This window comes from Ensifer canadensis (genome assembly GCF_017488845.2).
Classification (GTDB): Bacteria; Pseudomonadota; Alphaproteobacteria; order Rhizobiales; family Rhizobiaceae; genus Ensifer; species Ensifer canadensis.
Map to the genome: position 1 here is coordinate 125,256 of NZ_CP083375.1, position 20,325 is coordinate 145,580.

At 59.0% G+C, this 20,325-nt stretch carries 23 protein-coding genes and 1 pseudogene; 4 read left to right on the forward strand and 20 right to left on the reverse strand.

Annotated features, from left to right (window positions below; genetic code table 11):
- Positions 1 to 6: 6 nt before the first annotated feature.
- The 11 genes from trbH to traI are packed head-to-tail and all read right to left on the reverse strand — an operon-like array spanning position 7 to position 8,967.
- The gene (gene trbH / locus J3R84_RS38275; protein ID WP_203529984.1) at positions 7 to 456 is read right to left on the reverse strand and encodes a conjugal transfer protein TrbH; all 450 of its coding nucleotides are present in this window, start codon (positions 454 to 456) and stop codon (positions 7 to 9) included.
- Positions 456 to 1,301, reverse strand: coding sequence for a P-type conjugative transfer protein TrbG (gene trbG, locus J3R84_RS38280; RefSeq protein WP_203529985.1), 846 nt, complete (start codon positions 1,299 to 1,301; stop codon positions 456 to 458). The genes trbH and trbG overlap by 1 nt, the downstream gene beginning before the upstream one ends.
- 17 nt (positions 1,302 to 1,318) lie before the next feature.
- The gene (locus J3R84_RS38285) at positions 1,319 to 1,984 is read right to left on the reverse strand and encodes a conjugal transfer protein TrbF (protein ID WP_203529986.1); all 666 of its coding nucleotides are present in this window, start codon (positions 1,982 to 1,984) and stop codon (positions 1,319 to 1,321) included.
- A gap of 30 nt (positions 1,985 to 2,014) precedes the next feature.
- On the reverse strand, positions 2,015 to 3,211 hold the full coding sequence (gene trbL, locus J3R84_RS38290; RefSeq protein WP_203529987.1) for a P-type conjugative transfer protein TrbL: 1,197 nt from the start codon (positions 3,209 to 3,211) through the stop codon (positions 2,015 to 2,017).
- A complete protein-coding gene (gene trbK, locus J3R84_RS38985) occupies positions 3,205 to 3,435 on the reverse strand; it encodes an entry exclusion protein TrbK (protein WP_203529988.1) in 231 nt (76 codons plus the stop codon). The genes trbL and trbK overlap by 7 nt, the downstream gene beginning before the upstream one ends.
- Positions 3,429 to 4,205 (reverse strand): P-type conjugative transfer protein TrbJ, encoded by a 777-nt coding sequence (trbJ, locus tag J3R84_RS38295; RefSeq protein ID WP_203529989.1) that lies wholly within the window; start codon positions 4,203 to 4,205, stop codon positions 3,429 to 3,431. Before trbJ ends, trbK begins: the two co-directional genes overlap by 7 nt.
- Positions 4,206 to 4,209: 4 nt before the next feature.
- On the reverse strand, positions 4,210 to 6,672 hold the full coding sequence (locus tag J3R84_RS38300) for a conjugal transfer protein TrbE (protein ID WP_203529997.1): 2,463 nt from the start codon (positions 6,670 to 6,672) through the stop codon (positions 4,210 to 4,212).
- 2 nt (positions 6,673 to 6,674) lie between these two features.
- A complete protein-coding gene (locus tag J3R84_RS38305; RefSeq protein ID WP_203529990.1) occupies positions 6,675 to 6,974 on the reverse strand; it encodes a conjugal transfer protein TrbD in 300 nt (99 codons plus the stop codon).
- The gene (gene trbC / locus J3R84_RS38310) at positions 6,967 to 7,374 is read right to left on the reverse strand and encodes a conjugal transfer pilin TrbC (RefSeq protein WP_203529991.1); all 408 of its coding nucleotides are present in this window, start codon (positions 7,372 to 7,374) and stop codon (positions 6,967 to 6,969) included. Before trbC ends, J3R84_RS38305 begins: the two co-directional genes overlap by 8 nt.
- Entirely contained in the window at positions 7,364 to 8,335 is a 972-nt protein-coding gene (trbB, locus tag J3R84_RS38315; protein ID WP_203529992.1) for a P-type conjugative transfer ATPase TrbB, read from the reverse strand. The genes trbC and trbB overlap by 11 nt, the downstream gene beginning before the upstream one ends.
- On the reverse strand, positions 8,332 to 8,967 hold the full coding sequence (gene traI, locus J3R84_RS38320) for an acyl-homoserine-lactone synthase (RefSeq protein ID WP_203529993.1): 636 nt from the start codon (positions 8,965 to 8,967) through the stop codon (positions 8,332 to 8,334). The genes trbB and traI overlap by 4 nt, the downstream gene beginning before the upstream one ends.
- Positions 8,968 to 9,327: 360 nt before the next feature.
- Between traI and repA the strand changes: the two genes are divergently transcribed.
- The 3 genes from repA to repC all read left to right on the forward strand — a co-directional run bounded on the left by repA (position 9,328) and on the right by repC (position 13,101).
- Complete coding sequence (gene repA / locus J3R84_RS38325; protein ID WP_203529994.1) at positions 9,328 to 10,542, forward strand: plasmid partitioning protein RepA; 1,215 nt, start codon at positions 9,328 to 9,330, stop codon at positions 10,540 to 10,542.
- 26 nt (positions 10,543 to 10,568) lie between these two features.
- The gene (gene repB, locus J3R84_RS38330) at positions 10,569 to 11,579 is read left to right on the forward strand and encodes a plasmid partitioning protein RepB (protein ID WP_225906555.1); all 1,011 of its coding nucleotides are present in this window, start codon (positions 10,569 to 10,571) and stop codon (positions 11,577 to 11,579) included.
- A gap of 241 nt (positions 11,580 to 11,820) precedes the next feature.
- Positions 11,821 to 13,101, forward strand: coding sequence for a plasmid replication protein RepC (gene repC / locus J3R84_RS38335; protein ID WP_207932912.1), 1,281 nt, complete (start codon positions 11,821 to 11,823; stop codon positions 13,099 to 13,101).
- Positions 13,102 to 13,486: 385 nt separating this feature from the next.
- On the opposite strand, the gene J3R84_RS38340 is transcribed toward repC, so the two are convergent.
- The 4 genes and pseudogenes from J3R84_RS38340 to J3R84_RS38355 form a co-directional block, all read right to left on the reverse strand.
- On the reverse strand, positions 13,487 to 13,720 hold the full coding sequence (locus J3R84_RS38340; protein ID WP_203529001.1) for a hypothetical protein: 234 nt from the start codon (positions 13,718 to 13,720) through the stop codon (positions 13,487 to 13,489).
- Between the two features lie 241 nt (positions 13,721 to 13,961).
- Positions 13,962 to 14,573: a Fic family protein gene (locus J3R84_RS38345; RefSeq protein ID WP_225906429.1), complete on the reverse strand. Its 612-nt coding sequence runs from the start codon at positions 14,571 to 14,573 to the stop codon at positions 13,962 to 13,964.
- 162 nt (positions 14,574 to 14,735) lie between these two features.
- Complete coding sequence (locus tag J3R84_RS38350) at positions 14,736 to 14,924, reverse strand: Fic/DOC family N-terminal domain-containing protein (RefSeq protein ID WP_225906428.1); 189 nt, start codon at positions 14,922 to 14,924, stop codon at positions 14,736 to 14,738.
- Positions 14,925 to 15,180: 256 nt separating this feature from the next.
- Positions 15,181 to 15,279: pseudogene (locus tag J3R84_RS38355) on the reverse strand (recombinase family protein); the annotation flags it as partial.
- A 419-nt stretch (positions 15,280 to 15,698) separates the two neighbouring features.
- Here J3R84_RS38355 and J3R84_RS38360 point away from each other — a divergent pair.
- Complete coding sequence (locus J3R84_RS38360; protein ID WP_203528998.1) at positions 15,699 to 16,121, forward strand: DUF4168 domain-containing protein; 423 nt, start codon at positions 15,699 to 15,701, stop codon at positions 16,119 to 16,121.
- A 322-nt stretch (positions 16,122 to 16,443) separates the two neighbouring features.
- Here J3R84_RS38360 and J3R84_RS38365 read toward each other — a convergent pair whose 3' ends face one another.
- From J3R84_RS38365 to J3R84_RS38385, 5 genes are all read right to left on the reverse strand, one after another.
- Positions 16,444 to 17,121, reverse strand: a complete 678-nt coding sequence (locus tag J3R84_RS38365; RefSeq protein WP_203528997.1) for a hypothetical protein — start codon at positions 17,119 to 17,121, stop codon at positions 16,444 to 16,446.
- Positions 17,122 to 17,311: 190 nt separating this feature from the next.
- Positions 17,312 to 18,139 (reverse strand): signal peptidase I, encoded by an 828-nt coding sequence (lepB, locus tag J3R84_RS38370; RefSeq protein ID WP_203528996.1) that lies wholly within the window; start codon positions 18,137 to 18,139, stop codon positions 17,312 to 17,314.
- 69 nt (positions 18,140 to 18,208) lie between these two features.
- A complete protein-coding gene (locus tag J3R84_RS38375) occupies positions 18,209 to 19,384 on the reverse strand; it encodes a tyrosine-type recombinase/integrase (RefSeq protein WP_203528995.1) in 1,176 nt (391 codons plus the stop codon).
- Complete coding sequence (locus J3R84_RS38380) at positions 19,381 to 19,785, reverse strand: type II toxin-antitoxin system VapC family toxin (RefSeq protein ID WP_203528994.1); 405 nt, start codon at positions 19,783 to 19,785, stop codon at positions 19,381 to 19,383. Before J3R84_RS38380 ends, J3R84_RS38375 begins: the two co-directional genes overlap by 4 nt.
- Positions 19,782 to 20,039: a type II toxin-antitoxin system VapB family antitoxin gene (locus tag J3R84_RS38385; protein WP_203528992.1), complete on the reverse strand. Its 258-nt coding sequence runs from the start codon at positions 20,037 to 20,039 to the stop codon at positions 19,782 to 19,784. The genes J3R84_RS38380 and J3R84_RS38385 overlap by 4 nt, the downstream gene beginning before the upstream one ends.
- Positions 20,040 to 20,325 lie beyond the last annotated feature (286 nt).

Here is a 20,325-nt window from a genome sequence, read left to right on the forward strand (position 1 = left end):
CCTCCCCTATCCGCGTCGCATGACGGAGAGCGGGCTTGCCGGCGTCGCTCCCGTTGCGCTTGCACGATAGGCTCGGCCGATCTCAACGCTCGATGCCGACAGTCGCGCTAGGATCTGGCCGTCGAATGGCGAGATCACATAAGCAAGTGCGATCGTCTTCGCCGTGTCGTCCGTTTTCTGATCCGTGACGACAGCGTAGCCCCAGCCTCTGAGCGATGCTTCCAACGCCTCGCCGAAGGGCGAAGCATCCTTCTTCAACGAGATGGTTGCTGTACCGGGCCCGATCTGCTCGGCAAGCCTGCTCACCATGTCGCCGGCGATCGCGGAAGCCGCCGGCCCGGTGATTTCGGTCGGGGCGTTGCTGGTAACCAATGCGTCCCGGCCGGTCACCTGGCAGCCTGCCAGCGTGACAGCTAGAATGCATGTCGCCGCAGAGCGGAATGAAGCCAGCCCCATTACCGGCCTCCCCGGTTGATCGTGATCTTCTCCTGGTGCCAGCCAACCCCGGAGACCAGCACAGCCTTGTCCACCTGATAGTCGACCACCATCATATTGTCCTTCATGCGATAGTTGACGATCCGGTTCTGCCCGCCAGAGACAACGAACAGCACCGGGGCATCCTGGCCTGCGATCGAGCGCGGAAACTGGATGTAGGTTTTCATGCCGTCGCTATAGACCCGCGTCGGCCGCCAGCGGGCGCTGCCCGAAAGCGAATAGGCGAAGTTCAGTTGCTCGGCGGATACGCCGGCGCCAGGGATGGTGCTCGCCTCCAGCCGGGCGTTGACGTCAGCGAGCTTGGTCGAAACATCCTCTGGATATTCGAAACCGACGCGTGCCATGTACTGGGTCGGCGTCGACTTGAGTTGAATATGATACGTTCGCCTCGATGTCGTCACGACCATCGAGGTAACCAGGTTCGACTCTGCCGGCTTGATGATCAAATGGATTGCCTGACCGCCGACGGCGCCGGAGGTGGCCGGCTCGACCTTCCATCGGACGGTGTCGCCGACCAATACGTCGCGGACCACCTCGCCTGCCTGAAGCTCGATGTCACAGACCTGCAGCGGCGAGCACACGACAGAGGGCTGCACCTCACCAAAGAGAAAGATCACCTTGCCGTCGCTGCCCTTGGTGACGAGACCGCGACTTCCTCGCCATTGACCGGAGATACCTATGCCCTTGGCTTCATTGGCGCTGACGCTTTGTGCCGACGCTCGAGCGAGGAACAGCGGCGATGTGGCGAGCACGAGTGCGGCGGCGATCGGAAGCACGGCCGGAACCGGTCTTGTTCTTGTGATCATGTGCGGGGCTAGGCCTTTCAAAGTTGGGCTGTCCAGTCGAAGTCGCGGAGATAGAGACCGATGGGGTTGAGGCGAATGACGCCTTCATCCTGCGGAGGTGTCAGCGTCACCGTGGCGATGCCGCGGAAGCGCCTCGGTTGGCTGACCTCTTGGCCCTTGCGGTCACGCTCGAATTCGGTCCAGTCGATCTGGTAGGACTGGTTCGACAGCGCCACGATGTTATTCACCTCGATGGCGACCGTCGCGTTCCGAGCCCTGTCGAAGGGCGAATTCGACCGGAACCAGGCATTGATCTTCTCGGTTGCGGGATCGGAGGTCCTCAGCAGTGCGTAGGTGCGATCGATATATTGCTTCTGGACCACCGCATCCGGCGTGACGCTCCTGAAGTTCGAGACGAAGCTGCCAAGCGTCGCACGCACGACACGCGGATCGGCATACTCGATCTGCTGCGGGAAACCGGCATTCGCCGCCGTCCCCAGTTTGTCGACTTCGACTATATAAGGAACCAACTTGACCTGCGTGCTCTGGAACAGGGCATAGGAGAACCCGATCACCGCCATCAGCATTCCGACGATGCCGACGATGCGCCACGCCGCCGCCGCGTTGACGTAGGAGCCGTAGCGCTCGCTCCACTCCTGGCGGGCTGCAATATAGGGATTGTCCGGACCGTCACGCTGGGACATGCGGACCCCGCTGGTTGACTTTGCAGATCCTCATTTTCCTGACCCCTTGTTTCCCGAGCCCTTGCGCGCTGACGCTCTGTTGGCTTCATCCAGTTTGGCGTTGGCGAGGCCGAGCGTTGAGGTGCCATACGTGCCACGGCCGCCCATCGCCTGATCGCGGGCGGCAGACGCCAGAGCACCGGCAGCGGCCGCACCTCCGCTCGCCATCCCCTTGAGCGCGGCGCCCGCCATCGAAGAACCGGTGCTGCGTGCATCCGAATAGGCAGAGGCTCCAGCTATTGCGCCACCCCGGGCAAGCGCTCCCGTCCCGACCGCCGTACCGATCGCGAAGTTCGCTGCCTGCGATCCGTGCCGGATCGTTTCCATGCCGCCGGTGACGGAGGCACCCTGGATAACGCCCTGGATGATGTTCGGCACATACATTGAAACGACGAACACCACGACTGCGATGCCGGCGATGGCGAGCGCCGTCTGATATTGGTCGCCGACCGAGGCATCGTTCGCCATGCCGATCAAGACCTCGGAGCCGATGCGTGCGATCATCACCAGCGCCATGAGTTTCATTCCGACCGAGAATGAATAGATCAGGTAACGGATGGCGAAGTCCTTGGTGAAGCTCGATCCACCGAGGCCGAGCAGGATCATCCCGGCAAGCAAACCGACATACATCTCGACGAGCACAGAGATGAAGATTGCCGCGACCAGCGAGAAGGCGATGACGCTGACTATCATCGCCAGTGCTGCCGAGAGCGCGAGCGCGTTGTCCTGGAACAGGCCGAAGCTGATTTTCTCCGACATTTTCGAAGCGACAGTCAGGCCGGCATTGAAGACGTTAGCCGGCGAAGCGGAGCCGCCGCCGGCGCCGATCTGGAACAGGCTGTCGACGATTGCCTTCGCCAAGGCCGGGCCGCGCTCGAGTACGAAGGCAAAGAAGCCGATGAACATGATCCGGCGGACAAGCTCGGCGAACCAGGCATCAAGGGAGGCAGCCTGAAGCGCCAGCCAGACGGCGGCAATACCGACCTCGATACCGGCAAGGATCCAGAACAGCGAGCGGGCAGCGCGGCTGATCGTATCTTCCCAGCCCTTCGCTGCCGTGACGATCTGGTTCTCCAGCGTATTCAGCACGCTGCCGTCCTGCGCCAGCGCTGGATTTGCTATGACCACGACACCAAGCGCCAGCAAGATGGGGAGAAGACGCCCGCCTAAAGCCCTGTCGACTACCATCGCGGCTTCATCTCCTGGCCGTCTGTCAGGTCGTAATCTTGTCTTCCGCCAAAAAATTTCTCCGCGTGCTTGCGTGCTTCATCGTTAGGCGGAGATCTGGACGCGACGGTCCCGGCGGCTGACTGTAGCGGATCGTTTGATTGAGCAAGGAGCCACACCGCTCCTCCGGCGCTGGCTGCAGTGGCGAAAAGGACGACGACGAGAAGTAGCTTCGAGACTACCATCTGGGCTTCATCTCCTGTCCACCGGACATCGACGGCGCCGTCGACTTGAAAAAATCCTCGCGGCGGGCCTGGGCGAGATCCTTCTCAGCCTGCTCGGACTGATACCAGGTCCCCATCATCGTCATCTGCTGGGAAACGAGCCCGCGCAGCTTCTGCATCTGCGCCACTTCCTGCGCCGCGATCTCATGTCCGACCTGCAGCGCCTTCATCTGGCCGTCAGCACTTTCCGACATCGACCGCAGAGAAGACATGGTGGATTCCTCGGAGGAGAACTGCTCGGCCGTCAGGTTAGCTGCCTTCAAGGTCCCGGCGACCGTATCGCGGTTGGTGTTCGACCAGGTCTGATAGGTCGACGAGAAGGATGCCCCGTTCGGCAGGCCCGACTTGAAATCAGCAAAGCTCTGAAATCGCTGCTTCAGCACATCGTCGATATTGCCCATCGAGAAGGCGACGCCCTGCCCCTGGGAAACCACGCTCTTGAGCTTGTTCAGATCGCCCTCCACCTGTCCCCAGATGTGGTTCGGCAATTGCGCGGTGTTCTGCAGCATGTTGCTGTAGATATTGAGCTGGTTTTGGATCTGCTCGGCGAGCTGGCTAATCTGGGTGATCTGGTTGTTGACCTGTTCGGCCGACTTGCCGACGAGACTGATCAGCTCAGTGTTGTTGGCAAGCTGCGTCCACTCGGTTGCCTGTCCGGTCACGCCGCCCGCGTTTACAGGCGATACGGCGCCGGCAAGTGCGAAGATTATTGCGAGAGAGGTGAGGCGCATTGTGTCAGACCTTGGTGGCGGGAAAATACCTCGCGGCATGAGCGATCCCTCTCTGTTCGAGCCAATGGAGAGGCCATTCGGCCACATGTTGTGTTTCGAGAGCGCGGACCCGGGCGAGATCGTCCTTGCCGGTGGCTCCGACAAAGGAAAGTGCCACCGGTCCGAGCGTCATGTCGAAGAGCCGACGGCCTTCAGGAGAGGCGACGTAGTATTCGCGCTTCGGAAGTGCAGTCGCGACGATTTCGATCTGCCGCTCGTTGAAACCGATACGCTCATAGAACTCACGCGTACCGGTCTCGCGCGCCGCGCCGTTGGGCAGGCAAATCTTCGTCGGGCAGCTCTCCTTCAGAACGTCGACGATCCCCGAACGCTCCGCATCCGAGATCGACTGCGTGGCAAGCACCACGGCGCAGTTGGCCTTTCGCAACACCTTCAGCCACTCGCGGATTTTGTCGCGGAAAACAGGGTGCCCGAGCATGATCCACGCCTCATCGAGAATGATGAGGCTGGGGGCTCCAGTCAGGCGTTTCTCGATCCGACGGAAGAGATAGGTGAGGACGGGTACGAGATTGCGCTCGCCCATGTTCATCAACTCCTCAAGCTCGAAGGTCTGGAACGCTCCAAGCGCAAGCCCGTCTTCCTCGGCATCGAGCAACTGCCCCATAGGTCCGTCGATCGTGTAGTGGTGCAACGCCTCCTTGATCTCGCGCATCTGCACGCCCGAGACGAAGTCCGAGAGCGATCGGCCCCGCGCCTCGGCCATCAAACCGATCTGGCGGGATATCGCATTGCGGTGGTCGGGCGTGATCGCCACACCCTGCAGCGCTACCAGCGTCTCGATCCATTCGGTCGCCCAGGCCCGGTCGGCATCGGTCGAAAGATCCGAGAGCGGGCAGAATGCGAGCGCCCTCCCCTTCCCGTCGCTCTCGCCGCCGATCTCGTAATGATCGCCGCCGCCGGCCAACGTCAGCGGCAGCATTGAACGGCCTTTGTCGAACGCGAAGATCTGACCGTCCGCGTAGCGTCGAAACTGTGCCGCGATCAGTGCCAGCAAGGTCGATTTGCCGGAACCAGTAGGGCCAAACACCAGCGTATGGCCGACGTCGCCGACGTGAAGGTTTAGCCGGAAGGGCGTAGATCCGCTGGCGACCTGCATCAGCGGCGGCGAGCCGGTCGGGTAAAAAGGGCACGGCGCTGTCGGGCTGCCGGACCAGACAGAGTTCAATGGGACGAGATCGGCGAGGTTGCGCGTGTTGATCAACGGCTCGCGGATATTGGCGTACCAGTTGCCGGGAAGCGAACCGAGGAAAGCGTCGGTCGCATTCAGGGTTTCAATGCGCGCACCGAAACCTTCGGCCTGGATCAGTCGGCGCACGGCCTCGCACTTTTCCTGCAGCCGGGTGCTGTCCTCATCAAAGAGGATGATAACGGGCGTGTAGTAGCCGTAGGCGACGAGCTGGGAGGATGCTTCCGCGATCGCATCCTCTGTCTCCGCTACCATCAACATCGCATCCTGGTCGATCGACCGGCTTTGTGTCTGAAACAACTGGTCGAAGAAGGGCCGTACCTTCTGCTGCCACTTCTTTCGGGTGCGTTCGAGCTTCGCCCTCGCCTCCTGCTCGTCGAGAAAGATAAAGCGGCTTGACCAACGATAGGTCAGCGGCATCAGGTCGAGGGAATTGAGAATGCCCGGCCAGCTTTCCGCCGGCAGTCCGTCAATGGCGACCACCCCAAGAAACCTGTTCTCGACTCTGGGGGCGAGCCCATGCTGCAGCTCAGCCGTCACCAGCCAGTCGAGATACATCGGGATGTCAGGCAGACGGACTGGATGGTTCTCGCCAGTGATGCAGAAACGGACGAACTGAAACAACTCGTCATAGCGAGCGATCCGAAATCCACCGCGGTCCTCGGCTTCGTGCGTCACCATGCGGTGTATCGAGATGACGTTGGCGAGATACTGCTCGACCTCGCGGATCGAGGTCCGGAAGGTTTCCAGCGCCGTTTCGGCATAGGTGGCTGATCGGCTCCCCGCGTCGGCATAGACATAGCGTGCAAGCCCGGATCGCCGCGGCTCCGGCGGCCTCCATGTCAAGACCAGCGCGTGCCGGCTTTCGAAATGTCCGCTCTCGCGTTCGAAATGAGATCGCCGTTCCGCATCGATGGCGCGCGTGACCGGATCAGGAAAGTGGCAGACGTCTTCCGCCGGATAGTCGATCGTCGGCACGCGGACGGCCTCCACCTGTATCATCCAGCCTGTGCCGAGCCGCGACAGGATCGTGTTGATCTGCCGGCTGACCTCGTTGCGCTCGGCGTCGGTTGAGCTTTCGCTGTCCGGTCCCGCGAAATACCAACCGGCCATGAGGGAGCCATCCTTCAGCAGGACCACGCCGTTATCGACCAGCCCCGCATAGGGAACGAGGTCGGCGAAGGATGGTCCGGAATGACGAAAAGGCTTCAGTGCGACCATCGTCAGTACCGTCGCCACGGTGTCGAGGTCGGCCTGTAGTAGGACCGATAGGAAATGTGCCTGATATAGACACGGCGCATAAGCGGATCGGCTTTCGCCATCATGCGAAGGGCTGCGACCGCGACCAGCCAGATGGCGGCGCCGAACAGTGCGGCATACCAGGTGAGAACCACGAAGATGAGGATCACGGCTGCGAGCGCTGTGAGGAGCACCAGCTCGCGGTCGGCGCCCATCAGGAGGTTCGGACGTGACAGCGCGCGGTGGATCCGCGAACGAGCGAGATTGGAGGTGGGCTCAGCCATGAGCCCCCTCCCCTTTCGGTCCGGGCAACGTCATTTGTTCGGCAGTGCCTGGAGCGGATTGCGCCTCCTTGTCGCCGATTGAAGCGCCTGTTGCACCAAACAGCGCCACGATCTGGGTCGCACCGAGAAGAACGCCGCCGACAAGCGCGACATAGCAAAGCCTTCTGGCGAAATCGTTGAGCTCGCCGCCGAAGATCAGCATTGCACCGGCGATGGCGACGGCTGCGAGTGCAATAAAGCCGGCAACTGGGCCAGTGATTGATTGCTGGATCTGCTGAAGCGGGGATTCCCAAGGCAGGCCGCCGCCACCCGATGAGGCAAGTGCCGGCTCCGCCAAGCTAACGGAGAGGAGAAGGGCCAGCATGGCGCCGCCCAGGAAACGTTGATGGTCACGCGACATGGCTGTCCTCTTCGATCTGTGCGTAATGTTCGGTGCGGTAGCGGGAGTTGGTGAATCCCTCGACGTGGATGACCTCGCGGACCCGCCTCCCCTTCCCCGTTCGTTCTATGGAGACGACCAGATCGACCGCCTCCCCGATGACTTCCTGCATGGGCTGCTGGCTTGCTTCCGCGGTCAGCTGCTCGAGCCGACGCAGGGCCGACATCGCCGTATTGGAGTGAATGGTCGTCACGCCGCCCGGATGCCCGGTATTCCAGGCTTTCAACAGCGTCAGCGCCGCGCCGTCGCGGACCTCGCCGACGATGATGCGATCGGGCCGCAGCCGCATTGTGCTTTTGAGCAACCGGGCCATATCGATCGTGTCGCTCGTATGAAGCGACACCGCGTTCTCCGCCGCGCATTGAATCTCCGCTGTGTCCTCGAGAATGACGATACGATCGTCTGGTGCGCTTGCGATGATTTCGGCGATGACTGCATTTGCAAGCGTCGTTTTGCCGGATCCCGTTCCGCCGGAAATCACGATGTTCATGCGAGAGGCGATGGCGCTACGTAGCACGGAAGCCTGCGCTTCGGTCATTACCTTTGATCGCACATACTCATCGAGTGGAATAAGGCGCGAAGCGCGTCGCCGGATCGTGAATGTCGGTCCCGAGACGACAGGCGGCAGGAGGCCCTCAAATCGATGTCCGCCGATCGGCAGCTCGCCGGAAATGATTGGTTGCTCGGGGTCTGCTTCCGAGCGCAGAGCGTGAGCGACGCTGCCAATAATCACTTCTGCTGCGGCCGACGTCAGCGCGCCGGCCGCCATGACTCCATGACCCAGGCGCTCGATGAAGAGCTTGCCGTCCGGATTGAGCATGATTTCAACGACTGTTGCGTCGTCGAGAGCGACGCAAAGGTGATCGCCCAGGGCATCCTGGAGTTTGCGGACGAGACGGGGATGGGAGCGCAGCTGGGTCACGCGGCGCTCCCGATCCGTGCCCCGTCGAGCTGAGGGATCGAGTGATAGCCCTGAGGGCAAACCCGTTCGAAGCTGACGCGATCTGCCGGCAAGCTTCCGGCAACAGCGATGGTGTTCCCGATCGAGGAAGCTTCGCCGAGCCGGTGCATTGGCCATCCGGCACGCTTCAGAATGCGCTCAAAACGGAGATCGGTCGCCGTGACGATCTCACTATAGCCGTTCGCGATCGACCATTCGATAATGCCAGCGAACAGGGTGAGCGTCGCGAGATGCAGTTGGCCTCCTTCCCTCCCCGAAACAAGGGAGGTGTCGACGCAGAAGCGCGAGCTCTCGACCATTCCAGGGTGTACTGCGAGCGAGCCTGTTTTCAGCAGCTGAGGAAAGGTCTGCTCGAGCATCGTCGGCCCGCAAGCCGGAAGAAGACGGACGCAACCTGCGACCAGCCCGCTCTTAGTGATCGCCAAGAGGTAGGTTGGCTTGAAGTCATCATAGTGGTCACGCTCTTTGCCTGCCACAATAGACACGTCCCATTCGAGACGGTCGCCGAATACTGCAGCACGAAGGCGGTGCATCTGTGTCAGGAAACGTCGGTGCCGTCTGTGGTGGTGGGGTGGAATGGTCAGTATCCGCATCATGATCTCCGCACGAACAGGTCATCCGGACAAAAATCATCTCGCTCAGCGTGTGCCAACGTGCAGATTTGCACCTCAGGTGATTCTACCGAGTCGGTGATATGCGTTGGAATGTTTGCGTTCGATGGACGCCAAAGGTCGCGGAAGATGTGCAAATCTGCATTTTGCGCCAACTGCCGCAGCTTGTAGGAAATAGCCTAACTAGCTAATCGCAATAGATAAATCTGCCTGAAGAGCAAAACCGCCAATCGCGCCTTAACCATCTGTTAACCAAGTAAAGTTTGACGAGGAAAGGGAATCGGGTAACTGTTGCTCGACGGAAAATAGGCGACGATCGATTTAAAACCGTCGTGAGGTAAAATGAAGACGAAAGTCACTACGAACGATGCAGCTGAATCCTCAGCCGACAAGATCAGCAGGCAATCTCAATTGCTTTCTGCGCAACTGCAATCGATTCGTGAACGTCTTTACGAACCCGAGGCGGCGAAAACGCTGAAGACCTACACGTCCCGCGATGTTGCGTCCCTGCTCGGCATAGCTGAATCCACACTGCGGCAGATGTCGCTGGATGGTGAAAGTGCTATCCCCGATCGGCAGGACAACGGGCGGCGGATTTACACACTTCCGCAGATTAATCAGATTCGCGAGCATCTAGCACGTCGCCGTCCGTCCGAAGCACTGGATTTTCTGCCACGCCGTCGCGAGGGTGACAAACTGCAGGTCATTACTGTCGCAAACTTCAAAGGCGGTTCGGCCAAAACGACCACCACCGTGCATTTAGCGCATTACCTGGCAATTCAGGGACTAAGGGTCCTTGCAATCGATCTCGACCCGCAGGCCTCGCTCACGGCGATGTTCGGCTATCAGCCTGAATTCGATGTCGACGAGAACGAGACCGTTTATGCAGCCATCCGTTACGACGAGCAGCGGCGACCCATCCAGGAAGTTATTAGAAAGACCTACTTCGATGGGATTGATCTGATCCCTGCAAATCTCGAACTCATGGAGTATGAACATGAGACGCCTCAAGCCATCGCCGCTGGACACGGTCGTGGTGACGGAATTTTCTTCAGGCGCCTGAGCGCAGTCATCGGCGAGGTCGAAGAGCACTACGACGTGGTTCTGATCGATGCCCCGCCGCAGCTTGGCTATTTGACCCTGGGCGCTCTCTGCGCGGCCACCAGTCTACTGATCACGATCCATCCTGCGATGATCGATGTTGCGAGCATGAACCAGTTCCTCGCCATGATGAGCGACCTGATGCATGTCATCGAAGAGCGGGGCGGCGTACTCAGTCATGATTTCATCCGCTACGTGTTGACTAGACATAACCCTAACGACAGTCCGCAAATCAACGTCGTTACTCTTCTCAGGTCGTTGTTCAAGGATGATGTGCTTGCGCCTGCCGTTGTGGAGACAACAGCGATCGCGAGCGCCGGTCTGGAGAAGAAGAGCCTCTACGAGATGTCTCGTGGAAGCGTCGGGCGCGACACCTTGAATCGGGCGCTCGAGTCCGTCGATGCGGTCAACGGCGAAATCCTTCACCACATCAAACAAGTTTGGGGGAGACAATGACCAATCCTCGCGAACGAAACCAACGAATGAAAAGCCTTTTCGCTGGTGTGAACCCGGACGATCTTGCGAAACCTGCAGCGCCCTCCGTGGCAGACGCAGACAAGCGGCGCGTGGGATCGGCGGCGGTCAAGTCGATGGATCGGGCCTTCGTGTCCATCGAAGAGGAAAACAGGCGCCTTCACGACCAACTCCTCTCATCGGAGGTGATCGTTGAGCTCGACCCGGAGCGCGTTATTCCGTCATTCGTCAACGATCGTCTGGACATTGAAGGTGACCGAAGCTTTCAGGCCTTTGTCGAGGGGATCAAGGAAGCCGGTCAGAAACTCCCGATCCTTGTGCGCCCCCTCCCCGACAAGCCCGGGCACTATCAGGCTGCCTACGGCCATAGACGGCTTCGAGCCTGCCAGATCCTCAAGCGTCCGGTCAAGGCGATCGTTCGCGCGCTGTCAGACGAGGAACTCGTCAAATCGCAGGGGATCGAGAATTCAGAACGCCTCAACCTGTCCTTTATCGAGCAAGCCCTTTTCGCACTGGCGCTCAAGGCACGGGGTTATTCCAGAGAGCTGATTTCCGAAGCTCTCGGGCGGAAGGACGGCCAAAAAATGGCCTATATCTCAATCCTCACCAATGCCGCGGCATTGGTGCCCGCCGATCTTATCCGTCTGATTGGTCCTGCGTCTGCAATCGGTCGCCCGAAGTGGGAGAAACTCGGCTCGCTGATAAAGGATGGTCGTCTTTCTCCCGAGCAGAGCAACGCTGTTGAAGGCCTTGTTCGTTCGTTGGAATGGGAGGCAAGTGACAGCGACCAGCGATTTGGATTGGTCCTGGATGTCTTGGGCCGGCCCGTCAAGTCTGAGCCCGATATCACGGAGATCCATGTCGCGGGTGGCCACGTCATCGTTGCCAGGCGATCTAGCGCTGCGACCAAATTTGCTATTCCGGACGATCGGATTCCAGGGCTCTCGGCATGGCTTGTTCAAAGACTGCCAGAGTTGGTCGAAGAGTTTCAATCGACCCAGCGTGGAGGAGAGCGATGATGGCATGACGACGAAATCGAAAAAGGGCCTGTCGACGCCAATCGACAGACCCTTAATTCAATAGCCAACGGAACGAAATTCGCACCGCCAACATCAGTTCTAGCAATCTGATTCTAGGCCGGTCGTGTCGCTTAATCAAGTCTCTGTAACCCCAGGGATCGATTTTTTGCGTCCAGCTTCTGCTTGGCTTCCCCAAAACAATCTTTGGAACTGTGGCTCCTTGGACCGCAGCGGGAAACCTATGACCCAGATTACAGCCGTCGCGTCCTTCAGACGCGTGACACCGGGTATCGTTGCCAGCGCTAGGCTTGCGATGGCCAACGATGTCCCCGACGTCACAAAAAGTGAGATCGCCCTGTTGTTGAAACGTGCCGCACCGGTGCTGGGCATCGACGGTACGGCTTACCATGTGATGGATATCCTCCTTGGACTATCGCGTGCAGAGGACTGGAAAGGCGCGGGACGCCCAATCGTCGCGATCTCGAATGCGAAGCTCGCCGAATATACCATGCGATCAGAGCGGACGGTGATGCGCTGCATTCGACGACTGGTCGAAGTTGGCATCGCCGCTTATCGCGACAGCGCGACGGGTCGCCGGTTTGTATATCGCGACAAGCAAGGTGACATTTCCGTTGGCTATGGCATCGATTTTACACCGTCCCGCGTCCGTGCGGCGGAAATAAGGGTAGCCGTCGAGCAATACCAGGTGAAGCTCAACAGAGAACTTGCAGCGAAAAGGGATATTTCTCGCCTCACCCGCGCCGTCGAAGACTTGAGCAACGCATTTCCGGAGAACAGCGCAACTTGGAGAGAGCAGGTGGTTGAACTGCAGAACTCAGGCCTAGACATCGAACGACGCGCGGAAGCGTTAAGCGCACTGCATGCTGAGATCGTGGTCTCGACAACGATCGATCGATTCGAGCATAATTTGTCATGCGAGGGTGACATCAGCGTCATGCCTAATACTAATACAACCCATGAATCTATTTATATAAGTAACAATAAGCGGCCCCGCTCTAACGAGCGGGAAGACCAATTTAAGGTCGGCAGCAAAGCTGCCTATATGGCTTTGGAAAAAAAGCCTCCGGCGGACGCCCGAACTAAGCAAGCTGGTTTGGATGGTCGGGAAGGGCGCGATCCCGATACGGTTCAGGGGGAAATCTTGGGGTCGGTGTCCATTGGGCTGCTCCAGGTTGGCTGCCGGGAAGCGCAGGTCATGATCAGTACGCGCTTTGATAACTGGTCGTCGCTAGGTCGTGCCGGTGAAACTCTGCGACGAATGATCGGCCTTTCTGAAGCGGGCTGGGCCGATGGTCGGGCAAAGGTCGGCCTTTACGGCGCCAGCGCTATCCTCGCAATAGTGCTTGAAAAATCGCTCCGTGACCCAGAGCAGATATCCAAGCCAGCCGGCTACTTCCGTGCCATGATCGATCGTGCGGTGGAGGGGAAGCTGAATCTCGAGCGATCATTGTTTGGGTTGGCAGCCGGTTTCTACGGCGCATCGGGGGAGACTGGGCAATAGTAACAGCTGTTACTTTTTCAACGCCTGGCCAGAAATGGATCACGCCCCGTCTCCAGAAAATGCTGCGCGTCGTGAGCGTTCTTAGGCGCCACCGGTGAAAGTAACAGCTGTTACTTTTTTGTTTGGTATAGCACATGTCTCCTCAAAGGCTCGCCCTTCCCGGTCGCATGATCCGATGAAGGTGAATTTAACAGCCTTCCCAAGGTCGTTGCCGGCACTGCGGATCTACTCAGTCTTTGTGATGCCGCCGGGGTCATCGGCAAAGGATGACTGGCTCTCCCAGGCGGCGGGAAGGTGACTGCGCAAAGTGAAGCGCTGACGACTGTGATTTATCAGAGCTTGCTCCAAGACTGGAGCTCGACCAAACTTTCGCAATTTCTACGCTTCACCGCGAAATCGGTCGTGAGGACGTGCTGCTCGCGATGGTGATGGAAGGGTTATCGCTGCGATAGGTTACGTTGCCGTTCGAAAGCTCAGTGAGGCCCGCAGCCAGTCCATCGGCCGCATTCTTGGCCTTCTGTGCCGCGCGTTCCAGTCTTTCTTTCTCCAAGAGGTTACGGCCAGCATCGGCCTCCTTCTCCAGGCGAAGGCGCTCGATGGAGTTTCGCGTCGTACGCACTGAGCGGATTCCGCGTGGCGCCCGCTACTCGACGCCATCCTGGTCAAAGACTGAGTTGGCGGCGAGGAACTTGGGAATGCTTGGCGCTCGTCGGATTGCGAGCTGAAGAGGCCGCCAGGCGTCTGTTGTGGGCGTAGACGCCTGGCGCAGTAAAGTTCACCGGGTAATGAACAGCTCGACGATACAACCGACGCTGCTGGGCGTATAGACGCCCAGATGGGTAGGCATGTTAGCCTTCTTTCTAGACCTTCATATGGAACCGTGAGCTTGATTTGGTTCGGAAATCTGAGCGGTTCACCGAAACCGATGAGGCCTGCCGTTTCGCAATTCCAGCGGCCACCAGATCGCCGATACGGCAATACGGGTTCACGAAGATCACCTCGGCCAGCTCCCGGGAGTAAATCTTCGGCAAGTCTCGCCTGATCCGCTCCGCAGTTTGATCGAGCAGATCCCGGATGGAACGAATGCGCGCTGTTGACCAGTCGGCTGTCTCGCGGATTGCCTCAAGCATGTAGAGGATCCAGTCCTCCCAAGCGGAGTCTGTGGTCACGGCGAGCGGACGATCGTGGTAGGTACGTTTGTTGCCGATGATGTAACGGCTGAGATAGAGGACCGGTACATCCAGCAGGCCATTGTCGACGAGGTTGAGCAGGTTCAGAACTCGTCCCGTTCGGCCGTTGCCGTCGATGAAGGGATGGATGGCTTCGAATTGGTAGTTCATCACGGCGAGCCTGATCAGTGGATCGATCTCCTCTTCTTCGTGAATGTATCGTTCCCAGTTCGACAGCTTGTCCCACAATAATGGTTGGCCGTCTGGCGGGGTGTAGATAACGGCGCCGGTCGCATCGTTCATCAGCGCCGTTCCCGGCGTTGCGCGGATATCCAGCTCGATGCCCTTGATGGTCCTGCAGACAGCGATTACCGTGGAGGTCGATACCGGACGCCGTTTGAGCGTCTGAAAGACTTTACTGAGCGCGGTACGATATCGCCGCGCTTCCTTGGTTGCCGGATCAGCCTAGGTGCCGACCTCGTTCGCAAAGCGGAAAAACCTGTCGGTCGTGGTGACGACGTTCTCGATCTTGGAGCTCGCCTGTGCCTCGAGCAGCGCAATAGAATTGGTCAGGACCGGCTGGTTGGGAATGAGGTAGTCGGAGACGCGCAGCTCCGCCACCGCTGCGCGCGCCACGATGCAGGCTTTCAGCATGGCTCGTCTTCACGTCCTCTCGCGGAGGCAAGGATGGGAGGTCGTTGTAAGCGCGGTTCGGCTCAAACGGCATGTCGATCGATCCTCGCACAAGCGAGATGTCGGGTGGATATGTCGTCGGCATCGACATATCGTCAATTCATGTCGATAGAATCGAAATATATCGACACATTGTGCGTCTCACAAGCGGCTCGCACAAATGCGGGGCCTCCTAGCAAACGAACCTTCGCAACTCGGCTGCATCATAATCAGGCACTCAAGAGCGAACGAGCCCGAAGCGCCGCGCTTCATCCAAGAGCGCCCTAACAGAAGACGGTTGCCATTTACGGTCGCCTCGCGGAGGCCGCTCATGCAGGAGCTGATCGTCCGTCGAAACCCGGCCGCATCCGATCAGTCTCCGGGCGACGGGGGCGAGGGGAGGGGGACTGACCTTTGCTGCTTTCGCCATCGATTTTCCGGCCCGTATTTGGTGGCGTTTGTACAAGTGAGGAATGCGTCAGAAAAGGACGTTCGTGAACGTCTAAGTAGACGCAGGTTCCGTGAGACGCCCCTATCCGGAGCCGCTGTGAGCCGACAGTCGTGCCGATCGGCTTATCGCGTTGATGTAGCCGTCAACAGGTCGCCGTGCTATCGCCCCATAGAAAACGTCTGACGGCCACATTGTCGCCGGATCGTTCTTCAACCCTAACAGACGGCTAAATCAATGCGATATGCCGCCGTTCGCTCAACGCCATCAAAGAGGTGTTCTCCCCACGTTACGAGAGAGGAATTCAGATGATCAATCGTTATATCCCTGCCGCATCGCTGACCGCTGCAGTCTTAAGCTTGACGCTTCTCAGCAACCCGGCGTCCGCACAGCAAGCAACGCAAGAGAAGCAGCCGACCCAAGCACAACCAGATAACAATGGTACGGCTGCGACCGTAAGCGATCAAAAAATCGAAGCTTTTGCGGTCGCGTATCTCCAGGTGGACAAAATTAGGCAGGAATACTCAGCCAAGATCGGCGCAACCTCGGATCCGAGCGCGAAGCAACAGCTACAGACCGAGGCAAGCAAACAGATGGAACAGGCTGTTCAGACGTCTCCGGGCATGTCGGTGGACGAATACAAGACAATTCTAACGGCTGCACAGAAAGATCCGGTGCTCGTCAAGAAAGTTCAGGACAAGCTTCAGAAAGCCGCGCCTGCACAGCAGTAAGCGATACCACGATCGCCAGGCAAATTGATCACCCACCGCGGCCGCGCCGAGTGCCCCAATCTTGGCGCGGTACAGATCGGGGATTCTTCATCAGAATGGTCGAGAGCCGGCCACCCCGGTCGACCGGCAGGATGCTTTTGAGTGCGCCAAGCTCTACCGCTTGCCAAATACACACTGAACTACTCTTTCAGAGCTAATGGTTCCGGGGAGTGTTCTTGACGGCAAACATTAGGCAAGGCGAACGCCTGTTTTGCGAACTGTCACATTGGACAACGCCATCAGTCTTGTTTTTCGTGGTGATGTCCGAGTTTCGCGACATTCCTCAGAGAGCGCCATCCATTAATCCCGATTGAGCCAGCTGCCTGCCGAAGTCGGCGCCAACGGCCTCGATCCCTAAACTCGTTGGACCGACACGCCAGATTTTTCTATCAGCGTCCCCTGTGAGCACCATCTCGGTTGAAACTCGCCGCGTCAGTGGGGCGCGGCTGACAACTGCGATCATCTTTCTCAGCAATGTCGCCGCGGGAGCTTTTTCTCCTCCGCCCAGTTCAGCAGCGCTAGTGGCAGCTTTGAGGTGTTCAAAGGCCGCCTTGACCTCAGGAACGGCACATTCAAGCTTTACCGAAGCCAGATATTGACCAGTTGGCAGTTGTTCTCCTACCCGTCCGGATATTGCCTTGCAGCGAACCCGCCGAGAGCTTTCGATCATGAGCGTTGTCATGAGTTTGGCCTGCTCGTGCGAGCTCCCGAGTGGCAAGTCACCCATTTTGTACTTGAACTGCCATGCTACCGGATCGGTGACACGCTCCATGTCGAGGTAACGTGGTTCGGCACTGGAAGCGCCCCATTCACGCTGGAGCCGCAATGTGCTGTCGCGATCATAGTTCAACCAGGAGCGATAGTAGAGTTCGGCAGTCCGTTCCGGCGTAAGGTGGGAAGACTGAGCCCATGCATGCAGGGGAGCACTGAACCAAATAATGCAAAACATCAATGCACGCATGTGAGTATGCCTCCAATAATCAAATTTTGTCTCCGTGAAGCAGCGGTTTCCACTGGACGGAATTCGAGCATGCTGCTTCTCGCGAAGTCGGTCGTGAACATGATATATCTTGCCACCGCAAATCATTCGCAACTCTTGCTGCCATCTGAAGCGGTTGACGATTTCCTGGAAGCGGACAAACTGGCCTGCTTCATAATTGCTTCCCGACCCGATCCGGATCCTTGGACACCAAAACCGACAGGGTTACCCCCAAGATGCTTTCCTTTCGGACCAGGCCATCGCCGTTGAAGTCGTGCGGGTAGCGGCTGTCCACGGAGCTGTCGCGATTATCGCCGAGCACGAAATAGCTGTCTTCTGGAAGGGTCACGGGCCCGAAGTCGTTCACCACGCCTGGAGGCGTTTTGGGCGACAGCAGCGTCGCGTAACTGCGGCCTTCGGGCGTGGTCTCCCTATAGACTTCTCCGGAGACAAATTCCTCCTTGATGACTTGGCCGGTGGCAGCCGCGATCATTCCCTTCCCGTTGATGAAGACATGGCCGTTTCGCATTTTCACCGTCTCACCTGGCAGGCCGATGATCCGCGTAAGGGCAACCGTTTCGTCACCGCCTTGGAACCTCGCCTTGTGCACGATGATATCTCCGCGTCTGACAGGATTATAATCCAGCACCTGTGCGGCGATCATTTCGCTTTCCTGCACAGTCGGCGACATCGAGGACGAAGGAACGTTGAAGAGTTTTATGCCGCATATGTCCCGTTTCATACGGGCCACATCGCAATCCGCTGGTAGTAGTGCGGCCAGGCCGCCGATCGCGTGTTCCGTCATGGATTTCAAAAGCCGCATGTCGGTGGTCCAAGCGTTCGCCTGCGCCAGCCATATTGGATAAGCTGGTTCCACAAGCGTTCTTGCAGCGCTTTCGCGTTCTGTCTCGGCCAGTGCGACGGGGGCGAAAGCCACGACCGCGAGAGGGATCGACAAAAGGAGAGTGGCTATTGATGTCGTCAGTTGCGGTGAGCGCACGGCTTTCCTTTCCCGTTCAGAGGCTGCGACGGCAGCTTGCACAATAGCCGATATACCCCAGTCGATGGATCAGACAGCCAGTCGCGCCGCGCGCCCGTTCTTCCGGTCGGCATTGTTGTAATAGCTGGCCGCCTGCGTCACCGACTTGTGCAGCGACTGCTGCATGGCCTCGGGGAGTGGGATGCCACGATTGGCGGCCTCGGTGAGATAGCCAGACCGCAGGCCATGCGCCGAGAACATCTCCGGGTCTAGGCCGGCCTGCTTGACGCGTGCCTTGAGGATGAAGTTGACCGATTGCGGCGTCAGTGCTCGCCGATCGATATTGCCCCACTGATCGATGCGCCGGAACACCGGTCCAGTCTCGATCCTGGCTTCTGCTAGCCAATGCTTCAAGGCGGTCACCGGCCGGCCGATCAACACGACGTGTTCGTCATCATCGGCCGTCGTCGTCTTGGTGCGGCCGAGGCTGATCGTCAGACAGGGCAGGGGAGGGGAGCTCGCGTCGGCCGGATCGGCATGCACCGGTTCCTCGTCGACTAGATCTTCAACGCGAAGGTTGGCAACTTCGGAGCGCCGGCGGCCGCCGGAGGCGAAGGCGAGGAGCAATAGCGCCCGATCGCGAAGATCGACCAGGCGGTCACCCGCGCAGGTGGCCAGCAGTTTCGCCAGGATGTCGCCGGTCACTGCTTTTTTGCTCTTGCGGCGGCGTTGCCGCGGCGCAGCGCGCACGGCCAGTCGCAATGCGGTCTTTAGGGACGGAGCACTGAATGCGCCGGTCAGCCCGCGCCAGCGTGTCAGGATCGACCAGGAGGTGAGGCGCCTGCGCACAGTGTCTGGCGCATGCGGGCCATCGACTCTGAGCAGCCCCTTGGCGCGCAATACCGCCTCGACGTCGGCCGGCATGCCATGGTTCGGATCCTCGGCTCGCTCGCCGGGATCCCAGAGATGATGGGCGACGAATTTGAGAGCCAAGCTTTCGGGCGCCGGCCAGGGGAGGGGAGCGCCGGTGGCAAGCTGGCACCAGGTCTCGAGATAGCCAAGGTCTGAGGCAAGCGCCCGTAGCGTATTGTCGCCCATGCCCTCTTGCGCCAGATGTTTTAAAGTGGCGACATCATCGTCAGTCAGCAGCGTTGCCAGCTGGTCGCGGCGATCGAAGGGAAGGATCGCGTCGAGCGCATCGAGTTCTTCGGCACGGCGCTGCACCGGATCGGCGGGGGCGGGGTGGGTGATGGCTTTGCGTGTCATTGGGTTGACGACGCGGGATGGCATTTCACGTCGGTCCTGCCGAAATCCTGGCCCTTGAACAGGAGCGGCGCCTTGGCGACCGCGGCAACGGCGTAGGAAAAGCAGTCGCCCATATTAAGCGTGGCTGGATGGCGACCTTTACCGAATCGATCGAACGCTCGTTCCGCTTCACGATAATGCTTTTCGTCGAAAGCAATCGTGGTTACGTTCGGCAGCCGGACAAGCTGATCAACGATGTCCGAAGCGTTTGAAAACCCTCTTCCTGTCAGCACCATTCGAGCCTCGAGCAGGGTCGGCCAGCCTATCGCAAGTGCCTCCCGACCCACCAACGATATGAACCGTTCGGCCTCCGGCTCTCCCAAGGCCATTGCCAGAATGACCGACGTATCGACAGCGATCATCGTGGCAAACCATATTCGTCGTAGAAATCGTCATGCGCAGATGTCGTGCCGGTTGGCACAGCACGCCGGCCCTCGGCCATCAAGTCCGATAGGACATCGATCGGCGTCCGGGCAGACTGTTGGCGCAGTTCCAGATCGTAGCGCTCAAGCGCCTGCTCGACGAGCTTGTTGATTGGCTGACCGGTGCGGCGCGCCATCGCATGGGCAAGGTCCCTCGCCTTTGTGCTGCGGACGGAGAGTTGTGGTTCAGACATCGGCTTTCCTCTATCGAGATCCCGTCAAATATAGCGGCTCCAGCTTGAGATGGCAAGAAATGCCTCGGTAGATGGCTAACTATCGATACCTAAATTGCCTCATCCGAGCGGCGCAGCAACGTATCTGTGGGGGAGGGGAGGGCTTTGGATTTTGGCATGGTGCTCTCTGGCGCTGTGAATTGCCCCGAGTTTACCGGTTTTGCGACTCCAAAACCATCACTATCGATACTTGATACTTATCGATGGTTAGCACGCCAACCCGCAACCATACCATGTGAGGAATAGT